Here is a 16,031-nt window from a genome sequence, read left to right as displayed (position 1 = left end):
ACCTCAGCGCCCCCCGCCCCGGTTCCGGGGGGGATGATCCCGTTTTTCGCTCCGGGGCGGTCCGGACCTCCCGCCTTGGGAGGGCCCGGGTCTTCCTTTGTAGGGGCGTTTCCCCTCTTCGGGGCGGCCCGGCTTTCCGCCGTAAGGACGTTTCCCCTCTTCGGGGCGGCCCGGCTTTCCGCCGTAAGGGTGCTTCCTCTCTTCGGGGCGGCCCGGCTTTCCGCCGCCGCTCCAGCGGGGGGGCCGCTCTTCCGGCTTCCGCCCGTCCCTTGGGGGACGGCGGTCCCGGCGGGACGCGGGCCGCTCCTCCCGGCGGGGTCCCGGCGGTGCCTTGGACGGCGGGTCCCGGCGGGGAGCCGTCTTCCGTTCCTTGGCCCGGCGGAGCTTCAGGTCCATCCGGGCGGCGGCCCCGCCATAGCGCTCCGGGTCCAGGGCGGCCAGCCGCTCCGTCACGGCGGCGGCAAGACCCGTGTCCGTCAGGGCCGCGATGGCGGCGCTGCCCCGGCCCAGGGCCCCGCCCAGCTCCGCCTTGGAGAAGGGAAGGGTCAAAAACAGGCAGTGCCCCTCCCCGGCCAGATGCTCCGCCCGGCGGCGGGTGTTGTCCGCCGCGTCGGCAGCCAGGAGCAGCAGCCTCGCCTGTCCGCTCTTCGCCGCCAGGGCCGCAGGTTCCTCTCCCACGGCCAGCCTCCCGCCCCGGAGCGCCAGCCCCAGGAGGGAGAGAATGTGGTTGTTCGTCATGTTCCGCCTCCCAGCTCCGCCTCCATGGCGTCGTACACCTCGGGGGGAATGGCGGTTTCAAAGGCCCGCTCTAAGGCCCGGGACTTCCGGGCCTTTTTCAGGCACGCCGCGTCCGGGCACACATAGGCCCCCCGCCCGGGCTTCTTCCCGGAAAAATCCAGGCTCACGTCCCCCTCCGGGGACCGGACCACCCGCAGCAGCGTCTTCTTGTCCTTCATCTCCCGGCAGCCCACGCACTGGCGCTGGGGAATCTTCTTCACCTTGGGCACGTTTCAAACCACCCTTCTCTCTGGATTTGCGCTTTCTGAGGAGACTCCGGGGACGGCTCCCCGTCTGTCCGGCGGCGGGCCGCTTCCAAAGGCGGCCTCCTCCTCACTCCTCCGCAGCCGGTTCCTCTGCGGCCGGTTCCTCTGCGGGAGTCTCCGCTTCCTCTGCGGCCGGCTCCTCTGCGAAAGCCTCCGCCGCCTCGGGCTCCTCAAAGGGGTCCTCTTCCTCCCGATAGCTCTGGGGCTTGATGTCAATTTTATATCCGGTGAGCCGCGCGGCCAGGCGGGCGTTCTGCCCCTCCTTGCCGATGGCCAGGGACAGCTGATCGTCCGGCACCACGCAGCGGCAGGCCTTGCCCTCCTCCGCCACGCGGACCTCCACCACGGCGGCGGGGGCCAGGGCGGCGGCGATGAACGCGGCGGGGTCCTCGCTCCACTTGATGATGTCGATCTTCTCGCCCCGGAGCTCCTCCACAATGGCGGCCACCCGCTGGCCCTTGGGGCCCACGCAGGCGCCGATGGGGTCCACGTTCTCCTCCTGGGACCAGACGGCCATCTTCGTGCGGCTGCCCGCCTCCCGGGCGATGGACTTCACCTCCACGGACCCGTCGAAAATCTCCGGCACCTCCAGCTCGAAAAGGCGCTTCACCAAACCCGGGTGGGTCCGGGAGATCAGTACCTGGGGCCCCCTTGTGGCCCGGCGGACGTCCACCACGTAGACCTTGATGTGCATCCCCTCCTCCAGGGGCTCGCCGGGGACCTGCTCCCCCGCCAGCAGCAGCGCCTCGGTGGACTCCGAGCCGGTGCCGATGCGCAGGGAGGCCGCGCCATTCCGGGGATCGATGCGGGTGACGACGCCGGTGAGAATCTCGTGCTGCTTGGAGTTGAACTCGTCGTACACCATGCCCCGCTCCGCCTCCCGCAGGCCCTGGATGATGACCTGCTTGCCGTTGCCCGCGGCGATGCGGCCGAACTCCATCTTATCCACGGGGATGTTGATCACGTCGCCGACCTCATACCGGGCGGAGATGGCCCGCGCCTCCGCCAGGGGCATCTCGTTGAAGGGGTCCACATAGTCCTCTTCGTCCACGATGGTCTTCTGGACGAACATCCGGATATCCTTATGGACCTCGTCCACCTCCACCAGGATGTTCTCCTTCTCCACATCCTTGTGGTCCTTCTGGTAGGCGGTGGTGATGGCCATGACCACCCGCTCCAGCATGCCGGCCTTGGAAATGCCCCGTTCCTTCTCCAGCAGCTCCAGCGCGGCGAAGATCTCCCCGGGGTTCATGCCGGCGGGTTCCTTCTGTTTTTTGCCTCTCATCTTTGCTGATTCTCCTTACCACTGTAAAATACGTTGTTCATGCGTCTCTCTCAGAATTCCACCCGCAGCCGGACCAGGGCCACGTCCTTCTTCTCAAAGGTCCGGGAGGTCCCTCCGGACTCCACGGTGACAGCCCCGCTCTCCATGTCATAGGCCGTGAGAACGCCGGGAATCTCCTTCTGCCCATCCAGGGCGCGGTAGAGCTTCACCAGCACGGGGCTGCCCATGAACTTCCCAAAGTCCCCGGGGCGCTTCAGCGCCCGCTCCGCCCCGGCGGAGCCCACCTCCAGGGTATAGCTGCCCTCGATGGGGTCCGCCTCGTCCAAAAGGCCGCTGAGCTTCCGGGACACGGCCTCGCAGTCCAGAATGTCCACGCCGCCCTCCTTGTCCAGCAGCACCCGGAGATACCAGGTTCCGCCCTCCTTGACGTACTCCACGTCCCAGAGCGTGCAGCCCGCCTCCGCGATGGCAGGGGCCGCCAATTCGGCGGTGAGCTCGGTGATCTTCTTCATAAACGCAACGCCTCCCGGTGGATTTTAAGGAAGGGAAAAGGGCCAATAAAAAGAGCGGACCGCCGGTCCACTCCAACCCTTACACTTCCATCATACCTAACATATGCAATATACCACAGCTCATGAAAAAGCGCAAGTCTTTTCGCGAATTTAATTGTCTCCGATTTCCAGTCCCGCCGCCGGAGGCGGACCCCGCGCTTGCAGTTTCCCCCGGGACATGGTACAATAGCGGGGAAATCCAACGAAAAGGAGTACTCCCTGACTATGAAAAAAGCTCTGCTGACGCTGCTGGCCCTCTGCTGCCTGACCCTTCCGGCCCAGGCGGCGGGCTTTTCCGACGTGCCGGAGGACCACTGGGCCGCCGGTCCCATTCAGGAGGCCGCGGAGGCCGGGGTCATCTCCGGCTATGGGGACGGCAGCTTCCGCCCCCAGGCGGAGGTCACCGCCGCCCACTTCTGCGCCGTTCTCTCCCGCTCCTTCCTGGCGGAGGAGCTCTCCGGCCAGTCCAGCTGGGAACACCGCTATCTGGACGCCTGCCTCCCCATTCTGGAGGGGACGGAGGTTTATGCCGCTTACCAGGAGGCGGGAAACCGCTGGGGCGATTTTGCGGACCGGCCTCTGAGCCGCTATGACATGGCCCGGATTCTCTGCAGCCTCGTCTCCAAAGAGGGCGCGGCCCCCGGCGAGGAAGCCGCCCGGGCCGCCGGGCCGGAAATCGCGGACTGGGAGGAAATTCCCGAGGGCTACCGCGCCGCCGTCTCCGCCTGCTGGTCCATGGGACTGCTCCGGGGACAAAGCGGCGGCCGCTTCGCCGGGGAGGACACCCTGAACCGCGCCCAGGCCGCCGTGATCTGGTCCCGGCTGGACGGCCTGCTCCAAGAATCCGGCCAGTCCCCGGAGGAGGATCCGGGCGGGGAGGAAAGGGACATGCCCGCCTTCGGCCTCCAGGGGGACGAGACGGTCCAGCAGATGATGGACCGGGTCAACGCCGGGACTCCCCGCTGCAAGGAGGGCTGCCTCCCCAACGGGAAGACCCGGACGGAGGAGCACATCCTGGAGCTTCTGGAGCTGGTGAAGCAGGGCTGCCCGGAGGGCGCCGTCTGGAGCTCCACCACCCGCTATGACTACAGCGCCCCCAGCGCCGGGCCCGTGAAGGGCTGCCTCTCCTTCGGCATGGCGGTCAGCGACTTCCTCTTTGGCGAGGAGACCCCCGTCACCCAGCACCGCAGCTTCGACACGCTGAAGCCGGGGGACATGGTCCACATCAAGGGCGGCTATGCCGAGCGGGTGCTGATTCTCACCGGCGTAGACCGGGAGAAAGATTCCTTCGCCGCCTGCGAGCTGAAGGAGAACGGCAAGGTCAGCTGGTCCGCCTGGGGCCCCCTCTCCGGCCTGATCGACCGCCACGGCGTCACCACGGTGTACAGCCGCGCGTAACATCGCCCTTTCGGGACCGCCCTCTTGGGCGGTCCCCGGCGTTTGCTCTTGCAAACCCGGACGCAAAATGCTATGATATCCCCAGCGAAAACGCGACGAAAGCGGTGACACAACATGGCAATCATCGGCATCGATCTGGGCACCACCAACTCCCTGGCCGCCGTCTGGCGGGACGGGCGGAGCCAGCTCATCCCCAACGCCGCCGGGGAGGTGCTGACCCCCAGCGTGGTCAGCGTGGACGAGGATGGAAGCATTCTGGTGGGCCGGGCGGCCCGGGACCGGCTGGTCTCCCACCCGGAGCGGACCGCCGCCCGCTTCAAGCGGCACATGGGCACCTCCAAAACCTACTCCCTGGGGGGCCGGACCTTCACGCCGGAGGACCTGTCCTCCCTGATTCTCCGCTCCCTGCGGGAGGACGCCGAGACCTATCTCGGCGAGCCGGTGGAGGAGGCGGTGGTCAGCGTCCCCGCCTACTTCGCCGAGGCCCAGCGCTCCGCCACAAAGCGGGCCGCCGCCCTGGCGGGGCTGAAGGTGGAGCGGCTGGTAAACGAGCCCTCCGCCGCCGCCGTCACCGGCCACATCCGGGAGGGGGAGGGAGACAAGGTCTGCCTGGTCTTCGACCTGGGGGGCGGCACCCTGGACGTTTCTTTGGTGGAGCGCTTTGAAAACGTGGTCAGCGTCACGGCGGTCAGCGGGGACAACCGCCTGGGCGGCGCGGATTTCGACCTCGCCATCGCCCGGGGCTTCTGCGAGGACTGCGGGCTGGACTTTGACGCTCTCACCCCCCGCCAGCGGGAGATGCTGGTCCGGCAGGCGGAGACCTGCAAAATGGCCCTGACCCAGCAGGAGATGGTCATCCTCTCCGTGGACGACGGCGTCATCTCCGCCTCCCTGACCCTCTCCAACGAGTGGCTGATCCGCAAATGCGGGGCCCTCTTCCGGCGGATGACCGTCCCCATCCAGCGGGTGTTTCTGGACGGCGGCATCTCCCCCCAGGAGCTGGACGATCTCGTCCTGGTGGGCGGGTCCAGCCGCATGCCCGCCGTCCGGCGCTACATCGCCCGGACTCTGCGCAAGGAGCCCGTGAAGGACAGCCGGCCGGACACCGCCGTCGCCCTGGGGGCCGGCGTCTGCGCCGGGATGAAGGCCCGGGCCGGGGACCTCCGGGAGCTGGTCCTTACCGACGTGTGCCCCTTCACCCTGGGCGTGGCCCGGTACAACGAGAGCGAGCCGGGGAGGGACCTGATGAGCCCCATCATCGAGCGCAACAGCGTCCTGCCCACCAGCAAGATGGGAATCTACTACACCGTACGGGACGGCCAGGATAAGGTGGACGTGCAGGTCTTCCAGGGGGAGCACCGCTACTGCGGGGACAATACCCTTCTGGGCAAGCTCCTGGTCCCCGTGCCCCCGGCCCCCCGGGGGCGGCAGAGCGTGCGCATCCGCTTCACCTATGACATCAACGGCCTTCTGGAGGTGGAGGTGGTCAACGAGACCGGCCACGCGGAGCGTCTGGTCCTCCAGAACCGGGACATGACGCCGGAGGAGGCGGAGCGGCGGCTGAAGGAGCTCTCCCGTCTGAAGCTCCATCCCCGGGACCAGGAGGAGTACCGGGCCATGACCGCCCGGGGCGAGCGGCTGTACGCCGTCACCGTGGGGTCCCTGCGCCAGCAGGTGGCGGAGCTTTTGGACTGGTATCAACGGGTCCTCTCCACCCAGGAGGCCCTGAAAATCGCCAAGGCCACCCGGCGGCTGGACCGCTTCTTCGACCAGGCGGAGGCCTATCTGGGGGACGCGGCCCTGCCGCCGCCGGAGTCCCCGGACGACGAGGAGGAGGACCTGTGAGCTGGCCCTGGACCGAGCTGGGACTGGAGAGCCCGGCGGACCTCCCGGAGATACGAAAAGCCTATGCCCAGCGCCTGAAAACCACCCACCCCGAGGAGGACCCGGAGGGCTTCCAGCGCCTCCACGCCGCCTATCAGGAGGCCAGCCGGATGGCCCGCCGCCGGGCCCGCTCCGCCCCGGAGCGGGAGGATACGGAAGGCAGGGCCCCCGAGCGGGCCCATGGCGGTCCCCCAGAGGCCCCGGAGACCTCCGGGTCCCCGGACTGGGACTATGACGAGCTTTTGAAGGACCGCCAGGCCCCCCAGCCTCCGCCGGAGGCCGCTCCGGACTGGGATTACGACGGGCTTCTGCACGAGGAACCGGAGGACCCCAAGGAGCCGGAGGCGGAACCCGAGAGCGCGGACTGGGACTATGAGCGCCTCTTCGCCGAGGGGGAGGCGGAGGCCCAGGCGGCCCGCCGCCGGAAGCTGGAGGAGCTCCGGGAGAAAAACCGGGCCCGCTGGGCCAGACAGGAGCGGGAGCAGCGGCGGCGGGCGGAGGAAGAGGAGGCGTCCTGGACTGCGGTGATGGCGGCGGCCCACGCTTTGGAGCTGCTGGATTCCTCCGGAGCGCCCCTGTCCCAGTGGCGGCGGTTTTTGAACGACCCGGTGTTTTTGAACGTCCGGGCCAACCTGGACTTCGTCTTCGCTCTGGAGGACTTTCTGGAGCAGCGCCCGGACCTCTCCCTGGAGATCCGCCGGGCCATTTTCGCCGCCTATGAGGCCCAGAACGGCTCCAAATACCCGGTGTACAACCGCCTGTACAAGCTGCTGAACGTGGGCCGGGGGGAAAAGCGCCGGGCCGCCCGGGCCAAAAGCGCCTGGCGAACCGCCTGGCGGAGCTATCCCCCCTGGCGGAAGGCGGTCATCGTGGTCTGCGCCGTTATTCTGGCGGCGTTCTTTTCCCTGGGCACGGCTGTGAACCTGCGCACCGCCTACGAGGATTTCACCGCCCGCCGGGCGGCCGCCCGCTGGGAGGTCCAGGCCCTCCAATGGCTGGAGGAGGACTATGGGGAGCCCTTCCTCCACGACGCGTCCGACGGCGTCTTTGCTCCGGCGGCGAAGCCGGATTTGCACTTCCGCGCCTCCCCCTATGGAGAGCGCACGGAATACTGGCCGGGCTATCAGACCAACTATCCCCACATTCTGGTCAGACAGGCTCTGGAGGACTTCGCCGGAGAGCGGGACCTGAATTTGGACCTGGCGTCCTACTCCCACAACGCCGGCGACGCGCCGGGGGCCTATCTCCTCAGCCTGCCCCTGCTGGGGGCGGAGGAGGACGTGGCCGCCCTGGGGGCGCTGCTGGAGGAGCTGTCGCGGCAGGAGTGGCATCAGGTCCCTCTGGCAAACCCCAGCCTCCAGACGGAATACCTGGTCCGGGAACCGGCGGAGTACACGGTGTATCTCTGCCACAGGGGTTTGGCCTTCTATGAGGCCCCGTCCAAGGAGGGCTTTGACACGGAGGAGGCCCTGAGCCGCTACGCCCAGGCGGGCCCCGCCTTCTGCCGCTACATTCTGGAAAACAGCGGCCTGGCCCAGGAGCACCTGGGGGAGGGGACCTTCGTCCTCGCGGACCAGGACGCGGCGCAGATCGGGGACGGAACCTTCTTCCACGTCATCGCCGCGGACCGGGACAGCGGCAAGCCTCGGGTCCATTATTTCCTGGACACCGGGGGCAGCACGCTCTTCTGCATCCCCCAGGAGAGAATCGAGGGGATACGCTTCATCCCGGACCTCTACCGGGGCGCCGTCCGACACCTCCAGCTGGACAAGGTGGGCCTGGTCCTGGTCATGGATCAGGCGGCGGAAAGCGCATCTTAGAAAACCGTAAAGCGGCGGACCCGTTGGGGTCCGCCGCCGTTTTCCTCATTGGCAGGTGAAGGCGTGCCAGCCGTTGTCCTCCCGCCGGTTCCGGACTTCCAGTCCGGCGGCGGCCAGAGCGGCCTCCACCTCCTCCGCCCGGCCCTCAATGATGCCGGAGCAGAGGAAGGTCCCGCCTTCGTTCAGCAGTCCCCGGACCCGGGGGGCCAGGGCGATAATCACGTCCGCCACGATGTTGGCGAGAACCAGATCATACCCCCCGCCGATTTGCTCCGCGACGGTCTCGTCCGTCAGGATGTTCCCCACCAGGACCTCCAGCCGGTCCGGGCCGATGCCGTTCAGTCCGGCGTTTTCCCGGGCGGCGTCCCGGCACTTGTCGTCGATATCCACCGCCAGGGCGGACCCGGCTCCCAGCCGCAGGGCGGCCACGGACAAAATGCCGCTGCCGCAGCCCAGGTCCAGCACCCGCTCTCCGCCCCGAACCAGACTCTCCAGCACCGTCAGACACAGCCGGGTGGTGGCGTGGGCCCCGGTGCCGAAGGTGAGGCCCGGGTCCAGGTAGAGGGGGGTCCGGTCTCCCGGGTCCGCCTCCTCCCACTGGGGGATGACCAGCAGCCGCTCTCCGATTTCCATGGGCTTGTAGTACTGCTTCCAATTGTTCTCCCAGTCCGCGTCCTGGACGTCCTCCAGGGTCATCAGCAGCGTCCCCAGGTCCTTCCGCTCCCGCTTCAGTCCCTCCAGGGCGATGCGGACCTCTCCCAGCTTGGCGAAGCCCGCCTCCCTGGCCTCCAGATAGAATGTGATGCGGGACCGGCCCGCCATATGGCGCTCCAGGTCCTCGTCCACGTAATCCCAGTAGTCCCGGTTGTTCTCCAGGAAGTCCTGAAACTCCTCCTCGTCCTCGATCATCACGCCGTCCACGTCCAGGGCGGACAGCAGGGCCTGGACCGTCTCCAGGCCGGCGTGATTTGTGTCAATGTGTACCTCCAGCCAGCGCATATCCAAACCGCCCCTTTCCTCACCGGCTCCTGCCGACGAAAAACAGTGCCATGACCCCGGCTCCGGTGTGGCTGCCGATGACGGGTCCCACATAGTTGATGTGAACCTCCTTCACCCCCAGGCGGCGGACCTCCTCCGCCACGAACTCCGCGTCCTCCCGGCAGTCGCCGTGGCTGATGAACACCGGATACTCCCCGGGGGCGGCGGCGGTCTTCTTCATGTGGTCCGCCAGGGCCAGCAGGGACGCCCGGCGGCCCCGGAACTTCTCCATGGGGATCAGCCGCCCCTGGCTGTCCACATGGAGGACGGGCTTGATGGAGAGCATGGTCCCAAACAGCGCCGCCGTGGCGCTGACCCGGCCGCCCCGCTTCAGGTGGTTCAGGTCGTCCACGGTGAACCAGTGGCAGATGTTGGCCTTGGTCCTCTCGGCGTAGTCCCGGACCTCCTCGATGGTCCTTCCCTTCCGCTTTTCCTGGACGCAGAGCCAGACCAGCAGCCCCTGGCCCATGGAGGCGCAGAGGGTGTCCACCACCAGAATCTTCCGCTCCGGGAATTCCTCTCTCAGCTCCCCGGCGGCGATGACGGCGGACTGGTAGGTGGTGGAGAGGGCCGAGGAGAAGCAGAGGCACAAAACGTCCCGCCCGGACTCCAGCGCGGAGCGCATAGCCGTCTCAAACTCCCCCACGTTGACGGCGGAGGTGACGGGCATGGCGCCATTGCGGACCTTCTCGTAAAACTCCCGGAAGCCGATCTCCCGGCCGTCCAGATAATTTTGAAAGCTCCTGCCCTCCAGCTCCAGCCGCAGAGGCAGCACCTCCAGCTCCAGCTCCGCCGCCATCTCCGCGGAGAGGTCGCAGCAGCTGTCGGTCATCATCACGTATCCGGCCATACTCACTCACGCTCCTTTTCTTTTTTCCCCTTGGCGGGCGGCTCCTTTCCCTCCCGGAGAAGGGCCACGCAGCGGCTTCCCGCCACGCCGGCGGCATAGCTTAGAAGAGAGAAGTGAATCGCGGCGTCCGCCAGAGCGGCATCGTCCAGCTCCCCGCCTCCCGTCCGGGCCTCCAGCTCTCTGGCGGTGATGTTCAGGGCCTCGTCCAGACTCTGGCGGAAGGCGGCGTAGCCGTCCCGCACCGGGCGGTCTCCCTGGAGCTCCTCCCGAATCAGAAGGTCCATGTCCCGGGTGGACATGACCCGTTTCAATACGCAGATCACCGTGAAATAGGCCAGATGCTCCCGGCCGTACTTCTTGCCCTCGGCCCGGGGGGCCAGGCCGCTTTTTGTGTAGTTGTTCACCATGGCGGCGGTGAGGCCGTCGTCCCCGTCGAAGCGGATGACCTGCCGGTCCATGTAGGAGAGAACCTGGTCCATATACAGCGAGAAATCCGGCAGCTGCTCCCACTCCACGGGCCGCTGGTCCCGCAGGCGGGCTTGGAGATCGGTCAAATCGTTCATGGGTCGTCCTTTCTTGAAATTCCGTTCCGTTTGCAATGAAAAAGCCGCCCGGCAGGACCGGACGGCTGCGCAATGGTTATTGTAACACCGGGACGCGGTTTTGTAAACCATATTTTGGGGGATTGAAAAACATATTTTTTCATGGGCTTCCACAGCCGCTTCCCACCCCGGCGGCGCCTGCCCCGCAGGGGGGGGGGCGAGGGGGCTATTTCCCCACGCAGAACCGGGAGAAAATCCGCTCCACGATCTCCTCTCTGGCAGTTCGGCCCGTCAGCTCTCCCAGGGCGTCCAGCGCCGCCTCCCCGTCGGTAAGCACCGCGTCGGGGGTCAGGCCGCTCTCCAGGGCCTCCAGGGCCCGGCGGACGGCCTCCAGGGCCCGCCGGGCGGCGTCCTCCTGCCGCTGGTCCGTCAGGAGGCTCCCCGCCTCCCCGGGCTCCCCGGCGGGGAAGAGAGCCGTCACGGCCTTTTCCAGGTCCTCCAGGCCCTCTCCGGTAACGGAGGAAAGGGACACATAGGCAGCGGGACCGTTCCAGGCCCTCTCGCCGCCCCAGGCGCCGATAGACCCAGCCGTTTTTCCGGACAGGTCCCGCTTAGAGGCAATGAAGATCCAGGGCGTCTCCTGTCCGCCTACCGCAGCCAACAGCTGGCGGAAGTCCTCCCAATAAGCCCGGGGCCGGTTCTCCATGTCCACTTGGTCGTCGGACACCAGCAAAATCAGCTCCGCCTCCTCCATCGCCTTTCGAGACCGCTCCACACCTAATTTCTCCACCTGGTCCTCCGTCTCCCGGAGGCCCGCCGTGTCGATCAGCCGCAGCAGCACCCCGCCGCAGAGGACGGATTCCTCCACCGTGTCCCGGGTGGTGCCCGGCACATCCGTGACGATGGCTCGCTCATACCCCGCCAGGGCGTTGAGCAGAGAGGACTTCCCGGCGTTGGGCAGCCCCACGATGGCGGTCCGAACGCCCTTTTTCAGCACCCGGCCCCGGCGGCAGGTGGCCAGCAGGGCGGACAGGGCCCCCTCCGCCTCCCGGAGGGCGGCGGACACCTCCTCCGGCCTCACGTCCTCGATGTCCTCGTCCGGGTAGTCCACCACGGCGTAAAACCGGGAAGTGACCTCCAGCAGCGCCTCCTGCACCGGCTCCAGCCGGCGGCGGAGGCCCCCGTCCAGCTGGGCGGCGGCGTTCCGGGCGGCGGCGGCGGTTTCGGCGTCAATGAGGTCGATGACGGCCTCCGCCTGAGTCAGGTCCAGCTGCCCGTTCAAGAAGGCCCGTTTCGTGAACTCCCCCGGCCCCGCCTGCCGGGCCCCGGCGGCAAAGAGGGCCGCCAGCACCTCCCGCAGGACCACCGGGGACCCGTGGCAGTGGAGCTCGGCGGAGTCCTCCCCGGTGTAGCTGCGGGGCGCGGGGAAGCGGACGGCGAGACCCCGGTCCACGGTCCGGCCCTCTCCGTCCAGCATCTCTCCCAGGACCATCCGCCGGGCCTCCAGCGCCTCGAAGGGCCGGGCGGCCCGGAAGACCCGGCCGCAGACCGCGAAGCACTCCGGCCCGGAAACCCGGATGACGCCGATGGCGGAGGGGGCGTTCCCTCCGGCGGCGATGGCGGCAATGGTATCCATGCAAGGCTCCTTTCCTCCAAAACAGGGGCGGGCCTCCGGGCCCGCCCCTGTCAGACGTTGTCAGATTCTCTGGGCAAATCGGTACAGGATCACCGCGAACTGGGCCCGGGTAAGGGTCCCGGTGGGATTCAGCTTCCCGTTGGCGGTGCCGCTCACAATGCCGTTGGCCACGGCCCAGGACATGGCGCCTCTGGCGGAGATGGGGATGTTGCGGCTGTCCGTGTAGGCCGCCAGACTGGTGGTATTGCTGTTGGTGCTGCCCATCAGCCGGGCGCAGCGGTACAGGGCCGTCACCATCTGGTGGCGGTTCACAGCCATGTCGGGGTTGGCCCCCTCGGCGAAGCCGCCGTTAACGGCCCAGCGCCGGGCGTCCTCCATGTTGGCGGGCCGGCTGCCGGTGAGGCGGGCCATAACCATCCAGAGCTGCTGGAAGGTAATGCTGCCGTCGGGGTTAAACCGGCCGCCGCTGCCGTTCATATAGCCCATCTGGTTGGCCCAGTTGATCTCGCCCGCCGCCCAGTGGCTCAGGGGAATGTCGCTGAAGAGCTGGCTGGAGGCGCTGATCCGGGGCACGCTCTGGATGACGGAGGTCACCGGAGCGCTGCTCCCACTGGAAGAACCGGAGGAGCTGGACGAGCCGGAGGAACTGCTGTAAGACCGCCGGGTGAAGTTCACCCGCACCTCCACCCGGGAATTCGGCATGGTAAAGGTATAGCGGTCCCGCCCGTCTCCGTAGAGAGACACGCTGTACCCGGCGGGGGTGGTTACCCGGATGGTGTCCAGCTCATAGCCAGAGTCGGCCCAGACGGTCAGCGTCACGCTGGTTCCCTCTGCGGCGGTGCTCCGGGAAGTGGAGACGGACCCGTGGTTCGCCTGGATGAGGTCGATGCTGTATTTGGTCTCCGGCGTGGTGGGGTTGTCCGGGTCTGTGGGCTTGTCGGGATTGCCGGGATCCGTGGGATTATCGGGGTCGTCCGGACCGTCGGGATCCTCCGGCGTGCCCGTGGCGGGGAGAACCTGGGTCTCCACATGGCCGCACGTCCCGCAGGTCCGGCTCCGGGAGCCGTCCTCCGTGGCGGTGGGCTCTTTTTCCGTGGTCCACTCGCCGTACGCATGCTCGCCGGTGGCGGGGAGGGGGATGACCTCCTCCCGGACCTCGCCGCAGACCTTGCAGGCGACGGTGGCGGGAATCTCTCCCGGCTCGCCGCAGGTGGGCTCCGTGGCGTTCTCCTCATCCACCACGGGGTCGCCCCACTCGTGGGGCAGCTTGGGGGTATTCACCACCTCGCCGGTCTTCGTCTGGCCGCAGCGGCTGCACTTCTGGAAGCCCAGCTGCTTCAAGCCCTCCTCGGTGCAGGTGGCCTCTTTGATCACCACCTCGCTGGCCGCGCTCCAGTTATGGTCCTGGGGAGGCACGGTTCCCGTCGTCTTGGGCTCCACGTAATCGCACCCCTCCCGGAGGCACTTCCGCTCACTGATCTCCTTCTCGCCCGCCTCCGTACAGGTGGGCTGCTTGGTGACCGTCTCCGTCCCCTGTTCCAGGTCATGGCCCAGGGCGGGGATGGGCCGGGTCTGCCCTCCGGTAAAAGCAGGGTCCGGAGCGCCGCAGACCTCGCAAAGCTTCTTCTCGCTCTCCTCCCCCTCGTCCACACAGGTGGCCGGGGTGTCCACGGTGAAGGAGGGCTCCGCCGGGAACTGGTGCGCAACGGTGACAACCTCCGCGCCGTGGTCATCGATCCAATGGTCCTTGTCAATCTCCTCGGCGTCCTTGCAGACGTCGCAGGAGGGCCGCTTTTCCGTCTGCCCGCAGACGTCGCAGGTTTTCAGCACCACCTTCAGTCCCTCCTGGTCGCAGCGGGCCTCAATCAGGAAGTCGTCCGTCACCTGTCCCTTGTCGTAAACGTGGGCCCCGGTGGCGGGGATAGTCTTCTCCTCGGTTTTCAGCTCCTTGCCGCAGACGCTGCACACCTCCGCCACGACGACCTTGCTGCCATCCTCGCCGCAGGTGGCGGGCTCCTCGGACTTGATATACTTGGCGTCCTCCTGCTCGGCCTCCGTCAAAACCTTCACCGTATGGTCCGCAGTGGCCCGGATGGTCTCCCGCTCCGTTTTCTCCAGGCCGCACACGGCGCACGCCCGCACGTAAACCACGCTCTGGTCCTGGCAGGCCAGCGGGGGATCGGGGTCGTAGGTCACCTGCCACTTGCTCGCGTCCGTATAATCGTGCCCCTTCGGGACCGGCCGGACGGCCTCGTGCCGGAGGTTGCAGTTCTTCTCACAGGAGATGGGCTCGTCGACAGAGCCGTCCTTGGTGCAGGTGGGGGCGGTCACGCTGCGAAGAGCCTCCACCTTGTGGATGTTGTCCTCCTGGGTCCAGCCGTCCGGCAGGTCGCCCGGATAGGAGTCTCCCCCGTAGTGAATCACGTTCAGCCTCACATAGCTGAAGGCGTTCGTGGGAATCGTGTCCGTCACCGTACCGGCGATGACCACCATGGTGACGCTATCGCACTGGGAGAAGGCCTTCTCGCCGATGTGGGTCGTACCGGGCAGCAGCACAATGCTGCCCAGTCCCGCGCAGCCGGAAAAGGCGTTGTCGCCGATGCTCTTCACGCTGCCGGAAAACTGGATGCTTCGCAGGCCCTTGCACAGGTAGAACGCCCGGTTGCCGATCTCGGTCGTTGCGCCGACGGTGGCCACGCCGTTGTTGACGGCCACATTGTCCCGGAACTCCAGCGCCGACAAGGAGGTGCAGTTTTCAAAGGCGCTCTCCCCGATCTTCTCCACCCTGGAGGGAATCGCCACCTTGGTCAGCCCCGTGCCGAAAAAGGCGTTCGCCCCGATGTTGGTGATCGTCTCGGGAATCGTGACGGTCTTCAGGCTGCTCTTGCCCGCGAAGGCGTTGTCGCCAATGGAGGTGACCGGCCGCCCCCGGAACTTATCCGGAATCGTGGCGCTGGAGGCGCTGCTGTTGTACTTCGTCACCTCCCAGCAGTCGTTTCCCAGCGAGGTATACTCAAAATAACCGTCCGCCACCGTCTCGGCGGAAACGGTTCCTGTCAGTGCCGCCAGCAGCAGAGCCGCCAGCAGAACTCTCCAAACCCAACGCCTCATGTTCCGCTCCTCCTTCTCCTGCGCGGGCGCGTCCCGCGCTTCTTTCACAGATACAGCATAGCACAAACCTTTCCAGCTTTCAACGCCTGGCGCGAAATTTTCCAGGCTGGAAAAAGCAGGACGGGCCCTCCGGCCCGTCCTGCGGTATCGTCTGCCGCCGCTTCGGCCCGGATGAGCTCCGGACCGCCAGCGCGCGCATGTTCGCTTTGGATACGCTCTTTCAAGAACCCATCACTTGGCCCGCTCGCCCGCAGCCTCCTTGGCCTTGATCTCCCGGACGGCGTCCTTGTGGCTCAGGTTCACCCGGCCCTTCTCGTCGATGTCGGTGACCTTCACCCACATCATGTCGCCGATCTTGCAGGCGTCCTCCACCTTCTCAATGCGGTGGTCCGCCAGCTTGGAGATGTGGACCAGTCCGTCCTTGCCCGGGGCCAGCTCCACAAAGGCGCCGAAGGTCATAAGACGCACCACCCGGCCATAGTACAGCGCGCCGATCTCGGGGACAAAGACGATGTCGTCAATGCACTTCTTGGCGGCGTCGCAGCTGGCGGCGTCCACGCCGGCGATGAAGATGGACCCGTCGTCGTTGATGTCGATCTTCGCGCCGGTGTCCGCCACGATCTTCTGAATCACCTTGCCGCCGGAGCCGATGACCTCCCGAATCCGGGAGGGGTCGATGTGCATGGTCAGCATCTTGGGGGCGTACTTGCTGACGTCCTTCCGGGGCTCGGAGATGGCGGGGAGCATGATCTGGTCCAGAATCTGGCAGCGCCCGTCGTAGGTGATGTCCAGGGCGTTTTTAATGATCTCCATGGTGAGGCCGTCGTTCTTCAGGTCCATCTGGATGGCGGTGATGCCCTTCTTGGTGCCCGC

General features: G+C 67.0%; 13 protein-coding genes. 3 read left to right on the top strand and 10 right to left on the bottom strand.

Annotated features, from left to right (window positions below; all coding sequences use genetic code 11):
- Positions 1–3 precede the first annotated feature (3 nt).
- From QZ329_RS07560 to rimP, 4 genes are all read right to left on the bottom strand, one after another.
- A complete protein-coding gene (locus QZ329_RS07560) occupies positions 4–738 on the bottom strand; it encodes a 50S ribosomal protein L7 (RefSeq protein WP_295750549.1) in 735 nt (244 codons plus the stop codon).
- Positions 735–1,007 carry a YlxR family protein gene (locus QZ329_RS07555; protein ID WP_295750546.1) on the bottom strand — a complete coding sequence of 91 codons (273 nt, stop codon included), beginning with the start codon at positions 1,005–1,007 and terminating at the stop codon, positions 735–737. The genes QZ329_RS07560 and QZ329_RS07555 overlap by 4 nt, the downstream gene beginning before the upstream one ends.
- A gap of 103 nt (positions 1,008–1,110) precedes the next feature.
- Entirely contained in the window at positions 1,111–2,328 is a 1,218-nt protein-coding gene (nusA, locus tag QZ329_RS07550; RefSeq protein ID WP_295750543.1) for a transcription termination factor NusA, read from the bottom strand.
- A gap of 50 nt (positions 2,329–2,378) precedes the next feature.
- Positions 2,379–2,840, bottom strand: a complete 462-nt coding sequence (gene rimP / locus QZ329_RS07545; RefSeq protein ID WP_295750540.1) for a ribosome maturation factor RimP — start codon at positions 2,838–2,840, stop codon at positions 2,379–2,381.
- A 264-nt stretch (positions 2,841–3,104) separates the two neighbouring features.
- On the opposite strand from rimP, the gene QZ329_RS07540 reads away from it, so the two are divergent.
- The 3 genes from QZ329_RS07540 (at position 3,105) to QZ329_RS07530 (ending at position 7,981) form a co-directional block, all read left to right on the top strand.
- Positions 3,105–4,277, top strand: a complete 1,173-nt coding sequence (locus QZ329_RS07540) for an S-layer homology domain-containing protein (protein ID WP_295750538.1) — start codon at positions 3,105–3,107, stop codon at positions 4,275–4,277.
- Positions 4,278–4,391: 114 nt separating this feature from the next.
- Positions 4,392–6,122, top strand: a complete 1,731-nt coding sequence (locus QZ329_RS07535) for a molecular chaperone HscC (RefSeq protein ID WP_295750535.1) — start codon at positions 4,392–4,394, stop codon at positions 6,120–6,122.
- Entirely contained in the window at positions 6,119–7,981 is a 1,863-nt protein-coding gene (locus tag QZ329_RS07530) for a J domain-containing protein (RefSeq protein WP_295750532.1), read from the top strand. The genes QZ329_RS07535 and QZ329_RS07530 overlap by 4 nt, the downstream gene beginning before the upstream one ends.
- Positions 7,982–8,026: 45 nt before the next feature.
- Here QZ329_RS07530 and prmA read toward each other — a convergent pair whose 3' ends face one another.
- The 6 genes from prmA to QZ329_RS07500 all read right to left on the bottom strand — a co-directional run.
- The gene (prmA, locus tag QZ329_RS07525; RefSeq protein ID WP_295750614.1) at positions 8,027–8,980 is read right to left on the bottom strand and encodes a 50S ribosomal protein L11 methyltransferase; all 954 of its coding nucleotides are present in this window, start codon (positions 8,978–8,980) and stop codon (positions 8,027–8,029) included.
- 19 nt (positions 8,981–8,999) lie between these two features.
- The gene (locus QZ329_RS07520; RefSeq protein ID WP_295750529.1) at positions 9,000–9,869 is read right to left on the bottom strand and encodes a DegV family protein; all 870 of its coding nucleotides are present in this window, start codon (positions 9,867–9,869) and stop codon (positions 9,000–9,002) included.
- A 2-nt stretch (positions 9,870–9,871) separates the two neighbouring features.
- Complete coding sequence (locus QZ329_RS07515; protein ID WP_295750526.1) at positions 9,872–10,432, bottom strand: DUF1836 domain-containing protein; 561 nt, start codon at positions 10,430–10,432, stop codon at positions 9,872–9,874.
- A gap of 205 nt (positions 10,433–10,637) precedes the next feature.
- Positions 10,638–12,047, bottom strand: coding sequence for a tRNA uridine-5-carboxymethylaminomethyl(34) synthesis GTPase MnmE (mnmE, locus tag QZ329_RS07510; protein WP_295750523.1), 1,410 nt, complete (start codon positions 12,045–12,047; stop codon positions 10,638–10,640).
- A 60-nt stretch (positions 12,048–12,107) separates the two neighbouring features.
- A complete protein-coding gene (locus QZ329_RS07505; protein ID WP_295750520.1) occupies positions 12,108–15,158 on the bottom strand; it encodes a leucine-rich repeat protein in 3,051 nt (1,016 codons plus the stop codon).
- 231 nt (positions 15,159–15,389) lie between these two features.
- A partial coding sequence (locus QZ329_RS07500; protein WP_295750518.1) for a S1 RNA-binding domain-containing protein occupies positions 15,390–16,031 on the bottom strand: 642 nt, incomplete at its 5' end.

Origin of the sequence: uncultured Oscillibacter sp., from assembly GCF_910579365.1 — a bacterium.
Lineage (GTDB): Bacteria > Bacillota > Clostridia > Oscillospirales > Oscillospiraceae > Oscillibacter.
This window is presented reverse-complemented; position numbering and strand designations above follow the sequence as displayed.

Excerpts from the sequence above, each read along its gene's own strand:
- mnmE (WP_295750523.1), bottom strand. The coding sequence starts at position 12,047 with ATGGATACCATTGCCGCCATCGCCGCCGGAGGGAACGCCCCCTCCGCC.
- QZ329_RS07540 (WP_295750538.1), top strand. The coding sequence starts at position 3,105 with ATGAAAAAAGCTCTGCTGACGCTGCTGGCCCTCTGCTGCCTGACCCTT.
- QZ329_RS07520 (WP_295750529.1), bottom strand. The coding sequence starts at position 9,869 with ATGGCCGGATACGTGATGATGACCGACAGCTGCTGCGACCTCTCCGCG.
- QZ329_RS07515 (WP_295750526.1), bottom strand. The coding sequence starts at position 10,432 with ATGAACGATTTGACCGATCTCCAAGCCCGCCTGCGGGACCAGCGGCCC.
- QZ329_RS07505 (WP_295750520.1), bottom strand. The coding sequence starts at position 15,158 with ATGAGGCGTTGGGTTTGGAGAGTTCTGCTGGCGGCTCTGCTGCTGGCG.
- prmA (WP_295750614.1), bottom strand. The coding sequence starts at position 8,980 with ATGCGCTGGCTGGAGGTACACATTGACACAAATCACGCCGGCCTGGAG.
- nusA (WP_295750543.1), bottom strand. The coding sequence starts at position 2,328 with ATGAGAGGCAAAAAACAGAAGGAACCCGCCGGCATGAACCCCGGGGAG.
- QZ329_RS07535 (WP_295750535.1), top strand. The coding sequence starts at position 4,392 with ATGGCAATCATCGGCATCGATCTGGGCACCACCAACTCCCTGGCCGCC.
- rimP (WP_295750540.1), bottom strand. The coding sequence starts at position 2,840 with ATGAAGAAGATCACCGAGCTCACCGCCGAATTGGCGGCCCCTGCCATC.
- QZ329_RS07560 (WP_295750549.1), bottom strand. The coding sequence starts at position 738 with ATGACGAACAACCACATTCTCTCCCTCCTGGGGCTGGCGCTCCGGGGC.